Source organism: Stappia sp., from assembly GCF_040110915.1.
GTDB lineage: Bacteria > Pseudomonadota > Alphaproteobacteria > Rhizobiales > Stappiaceae > Stappia.
The window spans coordinates 2977776-2994663 of record NZ_CP157793.1 but is presented as its reverse complement, the minus strand read 5'-3'; the positions used below and the strand labels follow the sequence as shown (position 1 = coordinate 2994663).

Annotated in this window: 15 protein-coding genes; 13 read left to right on the top strand and 2 right to left on the bottom strand. The window is 67.7% G+C overall.

Annotation, left to right across the window (positions count from 1 at the left end; all coding sequences use genetic code 11):
- The first annotated feature begins 31 nt into the window (after positions 1–31).
- The 13 genes from phnE (ABL312_RS13455) (at position 32) to ABL312_RS13395 (ending at position 14792) form a co-directional block, all read left to right on the top strand.
- A complete protein-coding gene (gene phnE, locus ABL312_RS13455; RefSeq protein WP_349357903.1) occupies positions 32–1021 on the top strand; it encodes a phosphonate ABC transporter, permease protein PhnE in 990 nt (329 codons plus the stop codon).
- Between the two features lie 14 nt (positions 1022–1035).
- Positions 1036–2682 carry a phosphonate ABC transporter, permease protein PhnE gene (phnE, locus tag ABL312_RS13450; protein WP_349357902.1) on the top strand — a complete coding sequence of 549 codons (1647 nt, stop codon included), beginning with the start codon at positions 1036–1038 and terminating at the stop codon, positions 2680–2682.
- Positions 2683–2929: 247 nt separating this feature from the next.
- Positions 2930–3634 carry a DUF1045 domain-containing protein gene (locus ABL312_RS13445; RefSeq protein ID WP_349357901.1) on the top strand — a complete coding sequence of 235 codons (705 nt, stop codon included), beginning with the start codon at positions 2930–2932 and terminating at the stop codon, positions 3632–3634.
- Between the two features lie 11 nt (positions 3635–3645).
- Positions 3646–4785: an alpha-D-ribose 1-methylphosphonate 5-triphosphate diphosphatase gene (locus ABL312_RS13440; protein WP_349357900.1), complete on the top strand. Its 1140-nt coding sequence runs from the start codon at positions 3646–3648 to the stop codon at positions 4783–4785.
- A 14-nt stretch (positions 4786–4799) separates the two neighbouring features.
- Entirely contained in the window at positions 4800–5378 is a 579-nt protein-coding gene (gene phnN / locus ABL312_RS13435; protein WP_349357898.1) for a phosphonate metabolism protein/1,5-bisphosphokinase (PRPP-forming) PhnN, read from the top strand.
- Positions 5379–5635: 257 nt separating this feature from the next.
- Complete coding sequence (locus tag ABL312_RS13430; protein WP_349357897.1) at positions 5636–6385, top strand: FkbM family methyltransferase; 750 nt, start codon at positions 5636–5638, stop codon at positions 6383–6385.
- 381 nt (positions 6386–6766) lie between these two features.
- Positions 6767–7285 (top strand): molybdopterin-dependent oxidoreductase, encoded by a 519-nt coding sequence (locus ABL312_RS13425; protein ID WP_349357896.1) that lies wholly within the window; start codon positions 6767–6769, stop codon positions 7283–7285.
- Positions 7286–7290: 5 nt separating this feature from the next.
- On the top strand, positions 7291–9330 hold the full coding sequence (locus tag ABL312_RS13420) for an EAL domain-containing protein (RefSeq protein ID WP_349357895.1): 2040 nt from the start codon (positions 7291–7293) through the stop codon (positions 9328–9330).
- Between the two features lie 148 nt (positions 9331–9478).
- Positions 9479–10306 (top strand): 3-keto-5-aminohexanoate cleavage protein, encoded by an 828-nt coding sequence (locus ABL312_RS13415; RefSeq protein ID WP_349357894.1) that lies wholly within the window; start codon positions 9479–9481, stop codon positions 10304–10306.
- 7 nt (positions 10307–10313) lie between these two features.
- Entirely contained in the window at positions 10314–11207 is an 894-nt protein-coding gene (locus ABL312_RS13410; RefSeq protein ID WP_349357893.1) for a glycosyltransferase domain-containing protein, read from the top strand.
- A 120-nt stretch (positions 11208–11327) separates the two neighbouring features.
- Positions 11328–12977 carry a magnesium-protoporphyrin IX monomethyl ester anaerobic oxidative cyclase gene (gene bchE / locus ABL312_RS13405; RefSeq protein ID WP_349357892.1) on the top strand — a complete coding sequence of 550 codons (1650 nt, stop codon included), beginning with the start codon at positions 11328–11330 and terminating at the stop codon, positions 12975–12977.
- A complete protein-coding gene (gene bchJ / locus ABL312_RS13400; protein WP_349357891.1) occupies positions 12970–13644 on the top strand; it encodes a bacteriochlorophyll 4-vinyl reductase in 675 nt (224 codons plus the stop codon). The genes bchE and bchJ overlap by 8 nt, the downstream gene beginning before the upstream one ends.
- 101 nt (positions 13645–13745) lie before the next feature.
- A complete protein-coding gene (locus ABL312_RS13395; RefSeq protein ID WP_349357890.1) occupies positions 13746–14792 on the top strand; it encodes a helix-turn-helix domain-containing protein in 1047 nt (348 codons plus the stop codon).
- A gap of 219 nt (positions 14793–15011) precedes the next feature.
- Here the strand turns inward: ABL312_RS13395 and ABL312_RS13390 are convergent, their stop codons facing one another.
- Together ABL312_RS13390 and ABL312_RS13385 are read right to left on the bottom strand one after the other, a co-directional pair.
- The gene (locus ABL312_RS13390; protein WP_349357889.1) at positions 15012–15644 is read right to left on the bottom strand and encodes an AprI/Inh family metalloprotease inhibitor; all 633 of its coding nucleotides are present in this window, start codon (positions 15642–15644) and stop codon (positions 15012–15014) included.
- Positions 15645–15829: 185 nt separating this feature from the next.
- Positions 15830–16612, bottom strand: a complete 783-nt coding sequence (locus tag ABL312_RS13385; protein WP_349357888.1) for a DeoR/GlpR family DNA-binding transcription regulator — start codon at positions 16610–16612, stop codon at positions 15830–15832.
- Positions 16613–16888: the final 276 nt, after the last annotated feature.

Genomic DNA, 16888 nt, shown 5'->3' with positions numbered 1-16888 from the left:
GATACGTCCGCACAGAGCCACGAGACCGCCCATGTCGTTCGCGACGACCGCCCCGCCGTCCGCCGCCGCCCCCGATGTTCCCGAGTTGTCGCCCGAGGGCGCGCTGGTCGAGCGGCATTACCGCGAGCAGATGGCCCGCCGGCGCCTCTACACCTGGGGCGGCATCCTGGCGATTCTCGTCGCGCTGTCGGGCTCGCTGTGGTTCGCGAACGAGACCAACGCGGGCAAGTTCTTCGACCGTCTGCCCTATTTCTTCGACTTCCTGGGCGATCTTGCGCCGCGCGACGCGATGGAAGTCTGGCGCGCGCTGTTCGATCTGCCGTCACCCTATGACGACGGAAGCTTCAAGTACAACTATCCGGAAGGGCGTGTGTATCTCACCGAAACGTTCTACGTCCCGGAATATTTCTACAAGATGCTGGAGACGCTCAACATCGCGCTGCTCTCCACGCTGATCGGCTTTACTTTCGGCTTCCTGCTGTGCTTCGTCGCGGCGAAGAACCTGGTGACCAATCCCTGGCTGCGCGGCGCTGTGCGCCGCCTGATGGAGTTCCTGCGCGCCTTTCCGGAGATCGTGATCGCCGGCTTCTTCGTCGCCGTCCTCACGCTCGGTCCGGTGCCCGCCATCATCGCGGTGTCGATCCACACGGTGGGCGCGCTCGGCAAGCTGTTCTTCGAGGTGGTCGAGAACGCCGACATGAAGCCGGACGAGGGGCTGCGCGCGGTCGGCGCCACCTGGTTCGAGCGGGTGTGGTTCGGCATCGTGCCGCAGGTCATGCCCAACTTCATGAGCTACGCGCTGCTGCGGCTGGAGATCAACGTGCGTGCCTCGACCATCATCGGCGCGGTCGGCGGCGGCGGCATCGGCGAGGTGCTGCGCCTGTCGATCAGCCGCGGCCACGAGGCGAAGACGCTCGCCATCATTCTTCTCCTGTTCCTGACGATCGTCGCCGTGGACCAGTTCTCCGCCTGGCTGCGTCGCCGTCTCGTCGGCGATCAGGCCTTCGAATTCGGACGCTGAGAGGCTTGAGGTCCATGGCTGTCACGCATACCGCCGACTTCGACGCGGCCGCCGTCGATGACATCGCGTCCCGGCATCCGCAGGTCTTCACCCGGAGCGCCTGGAAGCGCTACCGGGCGCCTCTGGCGCTGGTGCTGATCGCGCTCTACAGCGTCTACTGCTGGTGGTTCTTCGGCATCGGCAAGGTGCTCAACGACGCCAATTGGGACATCGCCGGCAATTATCTCGCCGACTGGGTGTCCTACGAGGTGCGCCCCGATTTCGAGATCGAACGCGACGGGGCGATCTTCCTGGAGTGGTCGCGCTTCTCGCCGCTCGGCTCCGATCCCGATCCCGACTGGATTTCGATCGAGACGGCCCGCATGGAGCGCACCGTCGCGGCGCCGGCAGCCGGCTCCGCCGCGACGTTGGACTCCAAGGTCTCCAATTCCTTCATGGTGCCGGGCGCGCAGGGCACGCAGCCCGACACGGCCGCCCCCACCGCCGACGCAGGCGACACCGATGCTGACGACGCGGATGCCACGTCGTCGGGCGGCGGTTCCAGCTTCTCCTTCATGGCGCCCGGTGCGCCGACCGCCAGCCGGCCCGCCGTGCCGGAGACCGCGCCAAAGGCGCCCGACACGGTCGTGGAGGAGGTGATCACCGCCGCGACCGTCACCATGGGCGCGGACAACCGGATCGAAATCGGACCCCGGGAGGTCCTGCTCGTGCGCGGGTCGGAGTCGGTTCTTGTGCGGCTCGGCGAGGACGACATCGTGTCCGTCGACGGGGATCTGCCCGACTGGGCGGAGCAGCGGCGCGCGGGACGCAAGGTGGTGGCCTATTTCGGCTTCGCCGGTCGCGTCGAGGTCGATTACGACGCGGTGAAGGTGCGCCACCGGTTCCTCGGCTGGGAAAACTTCGTCTTCGACGCCAGTTCGCCCTTCTGGGGCAAGAGTGCCGGCGAGGTCGCCAGCCTGATCGTCTCGGGCGAGCGGATCGATCCGGAGCGCTCCAACCTGGCGCTGGCCTGGAACAACATTCTCTACAATGCGGACTGGCAGCATCTCGATGTGTGGACCAAGCTGCTGCAGACCATCGTGATGGCCTTCGTCGGCACGCTGTTCGCCGGGATCGTCGCCTTTCCGCTGGCCTTCCTGGCGGCGCGCAACATCACCCGCAGCCGGCTGATCAACCAGATCAACAAGCGCTTCTTCGACTTCCTGCGCTCCGTCGACATGCTGATCTGGGCGCTGTTCTTCACCCGCGCCTTCGGCCCCGGACCGCTCGCCGGCATTTCCGCCATCTTCTTCACCGATACGGGCACGCTCGGAAAGCTCTATTCCGAGGCGCTGGAAAACATCGACGACAAGCAGCGCGAGGGCGTGAAATCCGTCGGTGCGTCGCCGACCTCGGTGCAGCGCTTCGGGGTGCTGCCGCAGGTCCTGCCGCTCTTCGCCAGTCAGGCGCTGTACTTCTGGGAGTCGAACACCCGCTCGGCCACCATCATCGGCGCCGTCGGCGCCGGCGGCATCGGTCTCAAGCTGTGGGAAGCGATGCGCACCAATCAGGACTGGGAGAATGTCGCCTACATGGTGATCCTGATCCTGATCGTCGTCTTCGTCTTCGACGGGGTCTCCAACGCCCTGCGCTCGCGGCTGATCGGCACGCAGCGCCACTGAGCCGGCGCCGCCGCACGGGTCGCCGACGTCCCGTGCGAACGCTTGGGCCCTGCGTCTTCGCCATCGCCCGAGGGGCGGGGATGGGGTAGGCAGGGCGGCGATGGCCAGGGATACGGGCAGGGCTTTGCACCTCGGGCTTCGGGACGGGACACCGGCGGTCCGGGAGGCGCTGTGGCAGCCCGCGCAAGCCGGCACGGGCCCGGCGCACATTCGGCGCAAGGCCGATCAGGAAAGGTATGACACACGCATGCGATACGCCGTCTATTTCACGCCGCCTTCGTCGCATGAGGTGGTTCGGCGTGCGGAAAGCTGGCTCGGCCGCAGCGTCTTCGGACGCGTGGTCGCGCCCGCGCCCATCGGTGGCCTGTCGGCGGACGCCCGCGCGCCGCTGGTGCGCGCGCCTGCGCGCTACGGGTTCCACGCCACGCTCAAGGCGCCGTTCAAGCTCGCGGAGCAGGCGCGCGAGGCCGACCTGATCGCCGGGGTGGATGCCTTCGCCGCCGGCCATGCGCCGGTGCCGGCCCTGCGGCTGGAGGTCTCGCGGCTTGGCGGCTTCTTCGCGCTGACGCCGGCGGCGCCGTCGCCGGAGCTGCAGGCGCTGGCGGACGCGGTGGTGCATCGCTTCGAGCCGTTTCGCGCGCCGCTCACCGAGGCGGACATCGCCCGGCGCAACCCCGACGCGCTGTCGCCGCGCCAGCGGGCCTATCTGACGGATTGGGGCTATCCCTTCGTCTTCGAGGAGTTTCGCTTCCACATGACGCTGAGCGAGCGGCTGTCGGACCCCGAGGCCTCGACCGTCGGATCGGCCCTGCGCGCTCACTTCAAGGAGGCGCTGGCGGCGCCCTTGCCCATCGACCGGATCGCGGTTTATCGCGAGACGGCGCGGGGCGCCCCCTTCACCTGCATTCACGAGGCGGCGCTTGTCCGCGACGCCGCGACCCACCCGGCCTGAAAGACGCAAGAATGGAAAAGACGCTGACCAATGCCCGGATCGTTCTGGGCGACGAGGTGATCACCGGTTCGGTGCATGTGAAGGACGGCGCCATCGTCGGCCTGGACACCGCGCCGAGCAGTGTGACGCAGGCGGAAGACATGGAAGGCGACTTCCTCATTCCCGGCCTGGTCGAGCTGCATACCGACCATCTCGAGAACCACTACATGCCGCGCCCCAAGGTGCAATGGAACCCGATCGCGGCCGTATGCGCGCATGACGCGCAGGTGTCGACCAGCGGCATCACCACCGTGTTCGACGCGCTGCGCGTCGGCCTCGACGAGGATGCGGACGTCACCGGCCACGACATGCGGCGGCTGGCCGACGCCATCGAGGCGGGCGTGGCGCGCGGGCGGCTCAGGGCCGATCATTTCATTCATCTGCGCTGCGAGGTGTCCGCGGCCAACTGCATGGAGATGTTCCAGCTTTTCGATGGCGATCCGCGCGTGCGGCTCGCCTCGCTGATGGATCACTCGCCCGGGCAGCGCCAGTTCGCGAGCCTCGATGCCTATGCCGTCTACTACAAGGGCAAGATGCGCATGACGGACGCGGAGTTTACCGCGTTCTGCGAGAAGCGCCTGAAGGAGTCGGCCACCTATTCGGACAAGAACCGCAAGGCGGTGGCCGAGGTTGCGCGCGAGCGCGGCATCGTGCTGGCGAGCCACGACGACGCGACGCGCGACCATGTCGAGGAGGCGGTCGACCTCGGCATCCGCGTGGCCGAGTTTCCAACCACGGTGGAGGCGGCGCGGGCGTCGAAGGAGCAGGGCCTTGCCGTGCTGATGGGCGCGCCGAACGTCGTGCGCGGCGGGTCGCACTCCGGCAACGTGTCGGCACGCGATCTGGCCGAGCGGGGGCTGCTCGACATCCTGTCGTCCGACTACATCCCCTTCAGCATGATCCAGTCCGCCTTCTTCCTGGGCGAGGTGGTCGAGGAGGTGTCCCTGCCGCAGGCGGTGGCCATGGTGACGCGCAATCCCGCCGCCGCCGCAGGTCTGGACGACCGCGGCGAGATCGCGCTCGGCAAGCGCGCCGATCTGGTGCGGGTGCGGGTGGAGGAGCATATCCCCATCGTGCGCTGCGTGTGGCGCGAGGGGCGCCGGGTGGCGTGAGCGCGCGCAGCCCCATGCCGTCCGCGACCCCGGGCTGCCTGATCGCCGTGGTGGGCCCGAGCGGGGTCGGCAAGGACACCTTGATGAGCGCGGCGCGGGACCGGCTTGCCGGACGCGGCGACCTCTTTTTCGTCCGCCGCACCATCACCCGGCCGCAGGCAAGCGATGCCGAAGTGCATATACCGGTCACCGATGCCGCCTTCGACCGGGCGCGCGCGGACGGCGCCTTCTGCTTCTGGTGGGAAGCGCATGGCCTGAAGTACGGCCTGCCCGCCTCCCTCGTCGGCGATCTCGCGGCGGGGCGGCACGCGGTGGTCAACGGCTCGCGCAAGGTGCTCGCCGACATGGCGCACAGGTTTCCGCGCCTCGCCATCGTGTCGCTGACGGCACGGCCGGAGGTGGTGGCACGGCGTCTGGCGGCCCGCGGCCGGGAAAGCGCGGAGGAGATCGCCCGGCGCCTGTCGCGCACGGTGGAGATTCCGGCCGTCGCGCCGATGCGCACAGTAGACAACAGCGACGATCTCGGCACCGCCATCGCCGACCTCGTCGCGGCGATCGAGAGCTTTGCGCAAACGCCCGCCCGCTCCGCGTGAGCGGGGCGGCGCCTCGGCTCGCCCGCGTTTGCGCCGCGTCCCCATATCCTGGTTCGTGTCCCGTTGCGCCCGCGTGTCGCCCTCGCGTCGCCTTGCCTCGCGCCCGCAGCCAGGACGTGCCTTTTTCGGAAAATGCATCCTGAGGGTTAGATTTAGTCGCGAATCATCCCAAGCTTGGTGGCGTGCGATCCCTGCCAGCCCGACCGGCGGTCCGGTTCCGGCGCAGCGATCGCCGCACTCAAGCCAAAGGACGCGGGATGAAACGCATGCTGGTCACGCATGCCACCAGCGGGCTGGTCCTCAGCCTCAATGCGCAGGTGGCGACAGATCGAATCGTGGCGGAGATCCGCGCGGGCCGCTATGAGGCGCGCGAACTGGAAACGGCCTCGCGACTGGTGGAGCCGGGAGACCGGGTGCTGGAACTGGGGGCCGGCATCGGCTTCGTGTCCGCCGGTGTGATGCGCAATGTCGCGCCGGCCTTCTATGCCGCGGTGGAAGCGGATGCGCGTCTGATCCCGCATATTCACGAAACACATGCGCGTAACGCGGTCACCGGCGTCGAGGTGATCCATGCCGCCTTCGCGACCGACCCGGCCGTTCTCGCGGCCGGATCGGTCGCCTTTCGCCGACATCGGGAGTTCTGGCGCTCCGGCATCGGGCAGGATCAGCCTGGCAGCCTCGACAGCGTGGCGGTGCCCGTGCGCGATGCCTCCGCCTTCATTGCCGAGCACGATATCTCCGTCCTGATCGCGGACATCGAGGGCGCGGAACTGGAGCTGTTCCGACATATGGCGTTCGGCACGCTTGCCAGGATCATCGTGGAGCTTCACCCGCAACGCTTCGGCCGTGCGGGGGTGCGCGAGATCTTCGCCCGTCTGGGCGCGGCAGGCTTTGTCTACAACGAAGCGCTGTCGGCGGGCGCGGTGGCCTGTTTCGAATCGCCCCGGGCCATCTCGACGACGCGAAACGCGGGCCTCCGGCTTGCCGACCAGGACGCCTTGCCATGATCGTGGAGGCAGAGATCCGCCGATCCCGTCGGTCGCCAGGCTTACAGGAATGATCCATATGCAGGACTGAAAGGAGACTGGACCCTGCAAAATTTCGCGAGCTTTTCTGTCGGAGCTCGAGTTAGATCAACAAACATGATTATTTTTATCGTAATATAGGAATTGGATTCAAATTATGATTATATTTTAGAATATTTTTAAAAGAATCAACGGCAGTGCAAAGACTCTATTTCATGATGTTAACAAAATTCCGGGTGACGATTATTTTTTGATATGGTGTCTTGTTAGGAAAACATTATTACAGGTTGAGCCAAAGTTGGGCCGTGCCAATTGCAGATTGCGGGTATTGTCCCGTGCGGTGACAACCGGAGGATGTGTGCAATGAAGCTGCGGGCCCTTCTTCCGGCCGTGATCCTGGCCCTGATCGTCGGGGCGGGTTCGGCCAAAGCCCAGGACGGGACTCGGAATCCGGCGCCGGAAACGGCTGGCGAGAGGGTGATCCTCACCGTCGACGGAAACCTCGCCGACGGGGCGCCGGTGGATTTCACCCGCTCCGAGCTGGAGGCGCTCGGCGTCGAACGGGAAGAGACGTCGACGCCATGGTTCGACGATGTGGTCGTGTTCGAAGGGGTGCGTCTGTCCAGGGTGCTGGACCACGTCGGTGCGCAGGGACGCACGCTCGTTGCGACCGCGCTGAACGAGTATTACGCGGAGATCCCCCTGTCCGACGCGCGGGACCATGACGTCCTGATCGCGCTCAAGGCGAACGGCGCCTACATGAGCGTGCGCGACAAGGGGCCGCTGTTCGTGATCTATCCCTTCGACCGCAAGCCGGAGCTTGAGAACGAGCTCTTCTACACCAAGTCGGTATGGCAGCTGCGCCGGCTGACCGTGAAGTGACCGTCATGTCCGAGCCGCCGCTCTCGAAGGGGCCGTTCGCCCTTGCCGACCGGTTCCGCCATGCCGCGATCGCCTTGATCGCCGTGCTCGTGGTCGTGATCCTGGTGCAGACCGAGATCGTCGTGTCGACGGAGGACGCGGTGGAGCGCTCGATGCGCTACGACATCGCGATGACCGGGCTCAACGGCCGGCTCGACGCCGTCAACGCCATGGAGCGCCTGTCGCGCTACGCCGCCAGCGGCGCGGCGCAGGATGCGGAGACCGCGCGGCTGTTCTACGACATTCTCGCCGGGCGGATCGACACCTGGCTGTCGGGGGCGTTCGGCGCCTTCGTCGCCGAGGAGCCGGCGCGGCGCGAGACCCTGCTGCGCCTCAGGCGCGAGGTCGCCGCGCTCGCGCCCGCCTATGCCCGTCTCTCCGAGCCCGGGCAGGTGGCGGCGATCGACGCGATCCTGTCCGACGTGGTGGCCGACATGTCGCGCATCGGCGGCGAGGCGATGATGGACAATCTGCGCAAGGCCAACGAGATCCGCGAGACCCTGCGCCAGCACCAGAGGCTCCAGCATCGCTTGATCGTGACGCTGATTTGCTTCGGCGCGCTGTTGCTGGTGTTCATGTCGATCCAGGCCCGCAGGCTGAAGCGGGCGCGGGCCGAGGCGGAGCGCAACGCGCGCGGCTTCGAGGCCGTGTCACGGCGCGATCCGCTGACCGATCTGGCCAACCGGCTGGCCTTCAACGCGGCGCTGGAGGAGGCGTTGCGGGCGCGTGCCGCGCGCAACGACGGCCATGGCCTGTTCCTGCTCGCGCTCGATCTCGACGGCTTCAAGGGCATCAACGACATGCTCGGGCATGTGGCCGGCGACCGGCTTCTGGTCTCCGTCGCGCGCCGGCTGGAGGAGATCGCCCACGGCTGGGGCGGCGAGGCGCTGATCGCCCGGCTCGGCGGCGACGAGTTCACCGTGTTGCTGTGGGTTCCAGGCGGCACCGAGGCGGCCGTCGCCAGGGCGCGCGAGGTGATCGAGGCGCTGCAGCGCCCGCATGAACTCGACTACGGCAGCGTCGTGGTCAACGCGAGCATCGGCCTGGCGTCGGCCACGCCCGACATCGCCCAGGGCACGGTCTTCATGCAGAACGCCGATCTCGCGCTTGGCCAGGCCAAGGCCGCGGGCAAGGGCCGCGTGCGCGTCTACGACAGCTCAATGCGCGTCAATGCGACCCGTCGCCAGACCATCGAGGCGGGGATCGAGGACGCCCTGCGCGATGGCGACATCGTTCCCCACTACCAGCCGCAGGTGGACATGGCGAGCGGCCGGATCACGGGGATGGAGGCGCTGGCGCGCTGGTACCATCCCCGGTTGGGCTGGGTGCCGCCGAGCGAATTCGTACCCATCGCCGAGGCCAGCGGCCAGATCGTGGAGATCGGCCGGCATATCCTGCGCTCGGCCTGCCGCGACGCGACGCTGATCGGCGATGCGGTTCCGGTCTCCGTGAACCTTTCGGTCGCGCAGCTGGCGCAGCGCGATCTCGCCGAGACCGTGGCCGCCATCCTGAAGGAAACCGGCTTGCCGGCCCGGCGGCTGAAGCTGGAGGTGACGGAGAGCATGGTGATGTCGGACCCGCACCGGGCCGTCGCCATGCTGGAACGCCTCAAGCGCCTCGGCGTGTGGCTGGCGCTCGACGATTTCGGCACCGGCTATTCCGCCCTGTCCTACCTGCGCAGCTTCGACTGGGACGAACTGAAGATCGACCGCACCTTCGTGCAGACGCTGGAGACCGATCCCAACAGCCTGTCGATCATCACCTCCATCGTGGAGCTGGCGCGGCGGCTCGATATCGCGGTGACCGTGGAGGGCGTGGAAACGCCGGCCCAGGTGAGGCTGCTCACCGAGGTGGGATGCACGATCGCGCAGGGCTTTCTCTACGGTCGCCCGGTTCCGGCCCCGGAGTTCGGAGCGATGCTCCTGCGCTCCCTGCAGGGCAAGGGGCACGGGCCGGCGCCGGCCTCCGGACCCGGCAACGTCGCCCGCGCCGCCGTGCGCTCCTGAAGGCGCGCGCCCGGCGGTTTGCCGTTGGCCCGCGAACCTGATATCGACAAGCCTCCTTGTTGTCATCCCCGCCCGCGCGGGCGCGCGCGGACCGGTTGCGGTCCGCATGCCGGGCGTCCGCCGCCTTGCCTTTCAGGAGCTTGTTCGAATGTCCGAGCCTTGCGTCATCTGCGTGGCCATCACCGGGTCCGTTCCGCAGAAGTCCGACAATCCGGCCGTGCCGATCACGATCAGCGAGCAGATCGAGAGCACGCAGGAAGCCTTCGAGGCCGGCGCGACCATCGCGCATTGTCACGTGCGCGAGGAGGACGGCACGCCGACGTCGGACCCCGAGCGCTTCGCCCGTCTCGTCGAAGGCCTGAAGACGCATTGCCCGGGCATGATCATCCAGCTGTCCACCGGCGGTCGGTCGGGCGCGGGCAAGGCGCGCGGCGGCATGTTGCCGCTGGCACCCGACATGGCGTCGCTGTCGGTGGGATCGAACAACTTCCCGACCCGCGTCTACGAGAACCCGCCCGAGCTGGTCGACTGGCTCGCATCGGAAATGCGCACCTACAAGGTGAAGCCCGAGATCGAGGCCTTCGACCTGTCGCATATCTTCCAGGCGGCGAAGATGGTCGAGGACGGGCGGCTCGACGGACCGCTGCACGTGCAGTTCGTCATGGGCGTCAAGAACGCCATGCCGGTGGATCGCGCCGTGTTCGAGTTCTACGTCGAGACGACGAAGCGGCTGATGCCGGACGCGACCTGGACGGCGGCGGGCATCGGCCGGCACCAGCTCGAGCTGAACCGCTGGAGCCTGGAGCGCGGCGGGCATTGCCGCACGGGGCTGGAGGACAACGTGCGCCTCGACCGCGACACGCTGGCGCCCTCCAACGCCGCGCTGGTCAAGCGCACGGTGGACCTTTGCGCGGAGTACGACCGGCATCCGGCCTCGGTCGAGGAGGCGCGCCGTCTTCTCGGTCTGGCCGCATAAGCGGGCGGTGAGCGCGAATTCGGCTCGGCAGGTCGTCCACTACGTCACACTTGCGTCCGACAGGACCCCGGGGCTCGAGCGTTATCTGGAGACGCTGGGATCTTTCGGCGTGACGCCGCATGTGGTGTGGACCGGGTCTCCCTATCCCGGTCACCTGGCGGCGATGCGGTTGCTGAAAGACCATCTGGAGACCCGGCCGGCGGAGGAGATCGTCGTCTACACGGATGCCTATGACGTCGTCATGATCCGCGACCCGGCCGATCTCGTCGCGCGGTATCGCGCCTTCGGCGCGCCGATCGTGTTTTCCACCGAGCCCGGGTTCACCTACAAATTGCCGGGGCGATACCGGGCGTCGCGGCGCTATCCGCCCGCCGGCGGCCGCAGCGGGATGTACCGCTTTCTCAATTCGGGCGGATACATCGGGACCGCGGGGGCGCTCACGGCCATGCTCGGCGCGCTGCGCTACGAGGGGGCGCCGGACTGCGACCAGACGCTGATCAACCGGTGGTTCATGGACCACGCCGCCGCCGCGCTCGACTATGATCAGACGATCTTTGCAAGCAGCGCCTGTCAGGTGGGGCTGGAGCGGCGTCTCTACCGCGTCGAGGACGGACGGCTGGTGCACACCCGCACGGGCGCAGCGCCCGTGTTCTTTCACTTCCCGGCGGAAAACAGGATCGCCTCCGCGCGCATTCTGGACATGCTGCCGGGCGCCTTCAAGCGACTGCCGCCACGGCCCGGCGAGCGCTGGCGCTTCTTCAAGAACATGCTCGAAACCCGGCTTCCCTATCTGCTCGACCGCCCGGCCTATCCGCTCGAGGATCTCGTCGGACTTCTGCTGTTTCGCGCGCTGCCCGCGACCGTGGCCGTGGGGGCGGCGGTGGCCATCTGGCCTTTCTGACGCCGCGGACGGGCCGGTCGCGCGATCGGCGGATCGCACGACTGTCACGTGAAATTGACATGCGTCAAAATCAATTGACAGCGACGGGTGTAGACTTTCCGTGACAAGGGAGGTCGACCCATGCGCATTGTGCTCATTCATCCGAACTATCACTCGGGCGGTGCCGAGATCGCCGGAAACTGGCCGCCCGCGTGGGTCGCCTATCTCGCGGGCCATCTGAGGGACGCCGGCTTCACCGACATCCATTTCATCGACGCGATGACCAACGACATCGGCGACGAGGAAATCGCGCGGCGTCTGGAGGAATTGCAGCCTGACATCGTCGGCACCACGGCGATCACGCCCTCCATCTACAAGGCGGAGACGATCCTCAAGATCGCCTCGGAGGTGGTTCCGGATGCGCTCAGGGTGCTCGGCGGCATCCATGCGACCTTCATGTACAAGCAGGTCTTTTCGGAGGCGCCCTGGGTCGATGTGATCGTGCGCGGCGAGGGCGAGGAGATCTTCCGCGAGCTGGTGCGCACCGTCGCCGAGGGCCGTTGGCCACGGGACCGCAAGCAGATCAAGGGCCTGGCCTATGCCGACGACGACGGCACCTTCGTCGCCACGCCGGCGGCGCCGACGGTCAAGGAGCTCGACGCGATCAATCCGGACTGGTCGTTGCTGGAGTGGGGCAAATACATCTATGTGCCGCTCGGCGTGCGCGTCGCCATCCCCAACATGGCGCGGGGCTGCCCCTTCACCTGTTCCTTCTGCTCGCAATGGAAGTTCTGGCGCGATTACCGGGTGCGCGACCCGAAGAAGGTCGTCGACGAGATCGAGACGCTGGTCAACGACCACGACATCGGATTCTTCATCCTGGCGGACGAGGAGCCGACCATCAACCGCAAGAAGTTCATCCAGTTCTGCGAGGAGCTGATCGCGCGCGGCCTGCCCGACAAGGTGAAATGGGGCATCAACACCCGCGTCACCGACATCATGCGCGACAAGGAGTTGCTCTCGCTCTACCGCAAGGCGGGGCTCGTGCATGTCTCGCTCGGCACCGAGGCGGCCGCGCAGCTCAAGCTCGACCGCTTCAACAAGGAAACCAAGGTCCAGGAAAACAAGGAAGCGATCCGCCTGCTGCGCGAGGCCGACATCTTCGTCGAGGCGCAATTCATCGTCGGGCTGGAGAACGAAACGGCCGAGACGCTGGAGGAAACCTACCGCATGGCGTGGGACTGGCAGCCGGATCTCGCCAATTGGGCGATGTATACGCCCTGGCCGTTCACGCCGCTGTTCCAGGAACTGGGCGACAAGGTCGAGATCTTCGACTTCGAGAAGTACAATTTCGTCACGCCGATCATGAAGCCGCAGGCCATGGACCGGGGCGAATTGCTCGACCGGGTGATGAACAACTACCGCCGCTTCTACATGCAGAAGGCGCTGTTCCATTACCCCTGGCGGGGCACGGGCTTCCGCCGGCGCTATCTGCTCGGCTGTCTCAAGGCGTTCCTCAAGGCCGGGTTCCAGCGCAAGTTCTACGACCTCGGCAAGGCCAACTACTGGGGCCCGCAGTCGAAGAAGACGGTCAACTTCAACTTCGACCGCACGCGGACCATCGCGCCGGCCCAGCTCGAGGATTGGGCCGCGATCCACGACCGCAAGCTGGAACTGCAGAAGGCGCGCGCGAAGCTGGCGGGCGAGGGCGAGGCGAAACCGGGCGAGGCACCGGACGCCGCCCGCACGATGGCCTGCGGCGGCGGCACGCAGCAGATGACCGATGCCTGAGGCGGCCGGCGCGGCCCGGGTCGCGCCACGCCCCGTCGATCCCGGTGCCGCGCGGCGTGCGGCCGCGAGCGATCCCGGTGCCGCGCCGCCTGCCCGCGACACCGGAGCCCGCACCGACCGCATCGGGCCGAATGCCGCCCTGCAACTGGCCGCCGCCCTTTCCGATTGGCGCGGCGACGCGGTGGCGCGCGCTTTGTTCGCCCGCGTCGGCCTGGTCGATTGGCTGGACGATCCGCCTGGTGCGCTGGTCCCGGCCGCCCCCGTCGAGCGCCTCTACGCCTGCCTATATGCCGATTTCCCGCAAGATGCGGCGCGGCTGGCCGCCGAGGCCGGACGGCGCACCGCCGATTACGTCATCGCCAACCGCATTCCCGCGCCGGTGCGCGGCCTGCTCACCGCGCTTCCCCCGGTTCTGGCCGCGCCGTTGCTCATCCGGGCCATCGAAAAAAACGCCTGGACCTTCGTCGGCGGCGGCAGGCTGACGGTGGTGTCGCGCAAGCCGGCGACCTTCGCGTTGCAGGATCATCCGCTGACGCTCCCCGGCGTGCCCTGGCACGCGGCGGTTTTCGCGCGACTGTTCCAGGTGCTCGTCAGCCCGCGGGCGCGGGCCTCAGTGGTCGAGGATCGCGGCTTGGCGGGCGCTGCGATCGCCGTCTCCTGGACGTAACGCGCAGGGCGTGCCGTGCATCGCGGGAGGCCTCTCTTCCTCTTGAGTTTTCTCAATTTTTAATCGATTGTTCCGGCATTGTAATTTTTGGGGAGGGGTGTGTGGAGCGCGACACTCGATCGGGCGTGCCGCACAGCGTGTTTTCGCTCGAGGCGGTGGCGCCGTCCGAGCGCTTCGATCTGTGGCGCGACAGCATCAATTGCGTATTCGAGGTGGATGCCCCGAAGGAGCGGCGCAAGGCCGGCTTCGAGGCGGAGGTCGATGCGCATCTCGTCGGCGATCTCGCGGTGGTGCGCACCCGGACCCTGGCGCAGTCCTGGGCCCGCTCGCCGGAGCTGATCGCCCGCGACGGCATGGATCATTTCATGATCCAGATCTACGAAACCGGGACCATGGAGTTCAGCCATCGCGGACGGGCGCAGACGTTCCGGCAGGACGCTCTGGTGGTCTTCGACCTGGCGCAGGCCATGCAATCGCGCACCAGTGACTTCACCAACCTGTCGCTGCTTCTGCCCCGCCCCGTGCTCGAGCCGCATCTCAAGCATTCCGTCGACCACCACATGCAGGTGATCGACGCGCGCAACCCGCTCTCGACCTTGCTGATCAACCATGTTCGAACGCTGAAAAACGTCGCGGGCAGTCTCACTCCGGCGCAGGCGGTCGAGGCGAGTGCCGCGAGCACCGGTCTGGTGGCCGCCTGTCTCAATGCCAGCGAGCCGGAAACGGAGGCGCAGGCCGCCGGTGTGGCCTTCGCGCTCATGGTGCGCGCCAGGCAGGAGATCGAGCGCCGTCTCGGCGATCCCGACCTGTCGCCGGCGGCGATCGCGCGCGCCGTCGGCGTGTCGCGCACCCGGCTCTACGAGATGTTCGCCGCCTTCGGCGGGGTGCGTGCCTATATCCGCGAACGCCGGCTGCGGCTTGCCGCGCGCATGCTGCTCGACCGGCGCTGCGCCGACCGGCCGGTGTCGCGGATCGCGCTCGATTGCGGCTTCGTCAACGACAGCGCGTTCTCCCGCGCGTTTCGCGCGCAGTTCGGCGTGACCGCGAGCGATCTGCGCGCCGACCCGGGGCGCGGGCGGGCGGACACCGACATCGTCGAGATGGTCGACCGGCGCTACGAGGACTGGATCCGCACGCTGAGCGCCTGACGCGGGGGCTGACCCGGGCGCCTGATCCCTGGCGCCTGAACCCTGGCGCCTCCTGATCCCTGGCGCCTCGTGTCGGCCTTCATCCCGCGCCCATCGCGCCGGGACGCCCGTGTTCTGACATCGGGGAAGACCGCGTGGCCGAAACCGGCCGGCCGCCCGGTGGTCGATGGTCAGTAGTCAGCGCTCGGCGCTCGGCGTCCGGTACCCGGCGACCTCCGGTCAGCGCCAGGCGGTGAGGGCGGAGCCGTTCGGCGTCGTTCCGTCCAGCCGGTTTCCGCCGGTGGCGCGCAGAACGGCGAGTTGCTTGTCGAACAGGCCCGTCAGAATCACCTCGCGGCCGCGCAGCGACCAGCCGGTGACATTGCCGAGATCCGTCCCGAGACAGCCGAAGGTGGTGGCCGTGCCGGAGGGGCGACCGCCGGGGGCCTGAAGCGTGAGGTCGCATTGCTTGCCGGCGACGTCGAGACGCCAGGTGCCGGCGTAGTCGCCCGCGCCGGGCTGGCGCGCCGGGGCGGAGGGGGCAATGCCGCTGCCGCCAAGCAACATGGCGACGGCGCTGCCGACCGCATTGGGGTCGAGCGACACGGACGCGGTGGAGCGGCTGGTCTTGGTGTGGCGGGTGCCGTCGGCGTCCACCCAGGACTTGCTGTCGGAGGAAAGCGTCGTGGTGCGCCGGATCGGCTGGGCAGCGGGTGCCGCGCCGAAGACCGGCCCCGGCTGGGCGAAGCCGGTCGCGGCGGTGGGGGCAATGGCCGCACGCTGGGTGGACGGGGCGGTCTGGCAGGCGGCGAGCGCGAGCGCCAGGACGGGCGTGAGGGCGAGGGGGCGGAGGCACGAGGCGAGGCGTTTCACGGAAGCGGTTCCCGACGATCATGCCGACGCGCGCAGGGCACGCCGGACGCTGAAGACCGTCTTGCTTCCCGTGTATTGACGTTGCGTTCAAGCGGCGGCGCCCGGGTCGGGACGGGGCACACAGAATTCCGGATGCGGGGCAAAGCGTGCCACGCCCGGGCCTTGCCCACCCGTGCCGGCAGCGATCAGCGCGCGTGGGCGGCGATCACGACCTGCCGCCCGTCGGCGCGCAGGGCCGCATCGAGATCCTTTGGCAGGGGGTGATCGCAGAACACCGCATCCACGTCCGTGATGTGGCCGCCGCGCACATGCGCCGCCCGGCCGAACTTGGTGGCGTCGAGCACCAGAAACGCCTTGCGGCAATTGGCGAGGATCGCCTGCCGTGCCGCCACTTCCTCCTCGTGGAAGTCGAGCAGCGTGCCGTCCGTGTCGACGCCGGCGACGCCGAAGATCCCGATATCCACCTTGTAGGCGCTGAAGAAGCGCTCGGTCTCCGCGCCCAGCGTGTCGCGGTCGCCGTGGCGCAGCCGCCCGCCGGCGATGGTGACCTCGAAACTCTCGGCCTGGGAGGCGGAAAAGGCGACATGCAGATTGTTGGTGAAGATGCGCAAGGCGGTGTGGCGGGCGAGCGCCTGCATCACGATCTCCGGCGTGGTGCCGATGGAAAAGGCCAGCGACGCGCCGTCGGGAACCTCTTGCGCGACGCGCTCGGCAATCGCCCGCTTGGCGGGCAGATTGAGGATCTGGCGGCGGGCATAATGCAGATTGCCGACGGGGGCGGGCGGCTCCACGCCGCCGTGGGTGCGCCGGAGAATGCCCTGTTCGCACAGCCGCGCGAGATCGCGGCGGATCGTCTGCGTGGTGACCTGGAAGCGCTCGGCCAAGGCCTCGACGGAGGCGAAGCCGTCCGACTGCACCAGATCCGCAATGTCCCGCTGACGGTCCGTGATTGTCAGATCACCAGTCATGGACAGGGAGTTTAACGATTTCACATGAACAATAAACTACGTTCATATGAACGTCCCGTGACGGGCTGGAGGCGACGGCCGCCATAAAGCGGCGAATCGCGGGGAATGTCCAGCGGTGAGGGCCGCAAGCGCCCCGGAACGTCCGGCGACGTCGGATCGCCCGCTGCATCGCCGCGACGTGCCGCGCGCCGCAGGTTTCGGCCATCACATATTGTCGACAGAGACGACTAGACGAACGGCTTTTCATTACTGCCAGTCCAAAGTCCGCAGGCCACC

Bases quoted from the DNA above. Each gene is read 5' to 3' on its own strand.
- phnE (WP_349357903.1), top strand. From the start codon at position 32: ATGTCGTTCGCGACGACCGCCCCGCCGTCCGCCGCCGCCCCCGATGTT.
- phnE (WP_349357902.1), top strand. From the start codon at position 1,036: ATGGCTGTCACGCATACCGCCGACTTCGACGCGGCCGCCGTCGATGAC.
- ABL312_RS13445 (WP_349357901.1), top strand. From the start codon at position 2,930: ATGCGATACGCCGTCTATTTCACGCCGCCTTCGTCGCATGAGGTGGTT.
- ABL312_RS13440 (WP_349357900.1), top strand. From the start codon at position 3,646: ATGGAAAAGACGCTGACCAATGCCCGGATCGTTCTGGGCGACGAGGTG.
- phnN (WP_349357898.1), top strand. From the start codon at position 4,800: ATGCCGTCCGCGACCCCGGGCTGCCTGATCGCCGTGGTGGGCCCGAGC.
- ABL312_RS13430 (WP_349357897.1), top strand. From the start codon at position 5,636: ATGAAACGCATGCTGGTCACGCATGCCACCAGCGGGCTGGTCCTCAGC.
- ABL312_RS13425 (WP_349357896.1), top strand. From the start codon at position 6,767: ATGAAGCTGCGGGCCCTTCTTCCGGCCGTGATCCTGGCCCTGATCGTC.
- ABL312_RS13420 (WP_349357895.1), top strand. From the start codon at position 7,291: ATGTCCGAGCCGCCGCTCTCGAAGGGGCCGTTCGCCCTTGCCGACCGG.
- ABL312_RS13415 (WP_349357894.1), top strand. From the start codon at position 9,479: ATGTCCGAGCCTTGCGTCATCTGCGTGGCCATCACCGGGTCCGTTCCG.
- bchE (WP_349357892.1), top strand. From the start codon at position 11,328: ATGCGCATTGTGCTCATTCATCCGAACTATCACTCGGGCGGTGCCGAG.
- bchJ (WP_349357891.1), top strand. From the start codon at position 12,970: ATGCCTGAGGCGGCCGGCGCGGCCCGGGTCGCGCCACGCCCCGTCGAT.
- ABL312_RS13385 (WP_349357888.1), bottom strand. From the start codon at position 16,612: ATGACTGGTGATCTGACAATCACGGACCGTCAGCGGGACATTGCGGAT.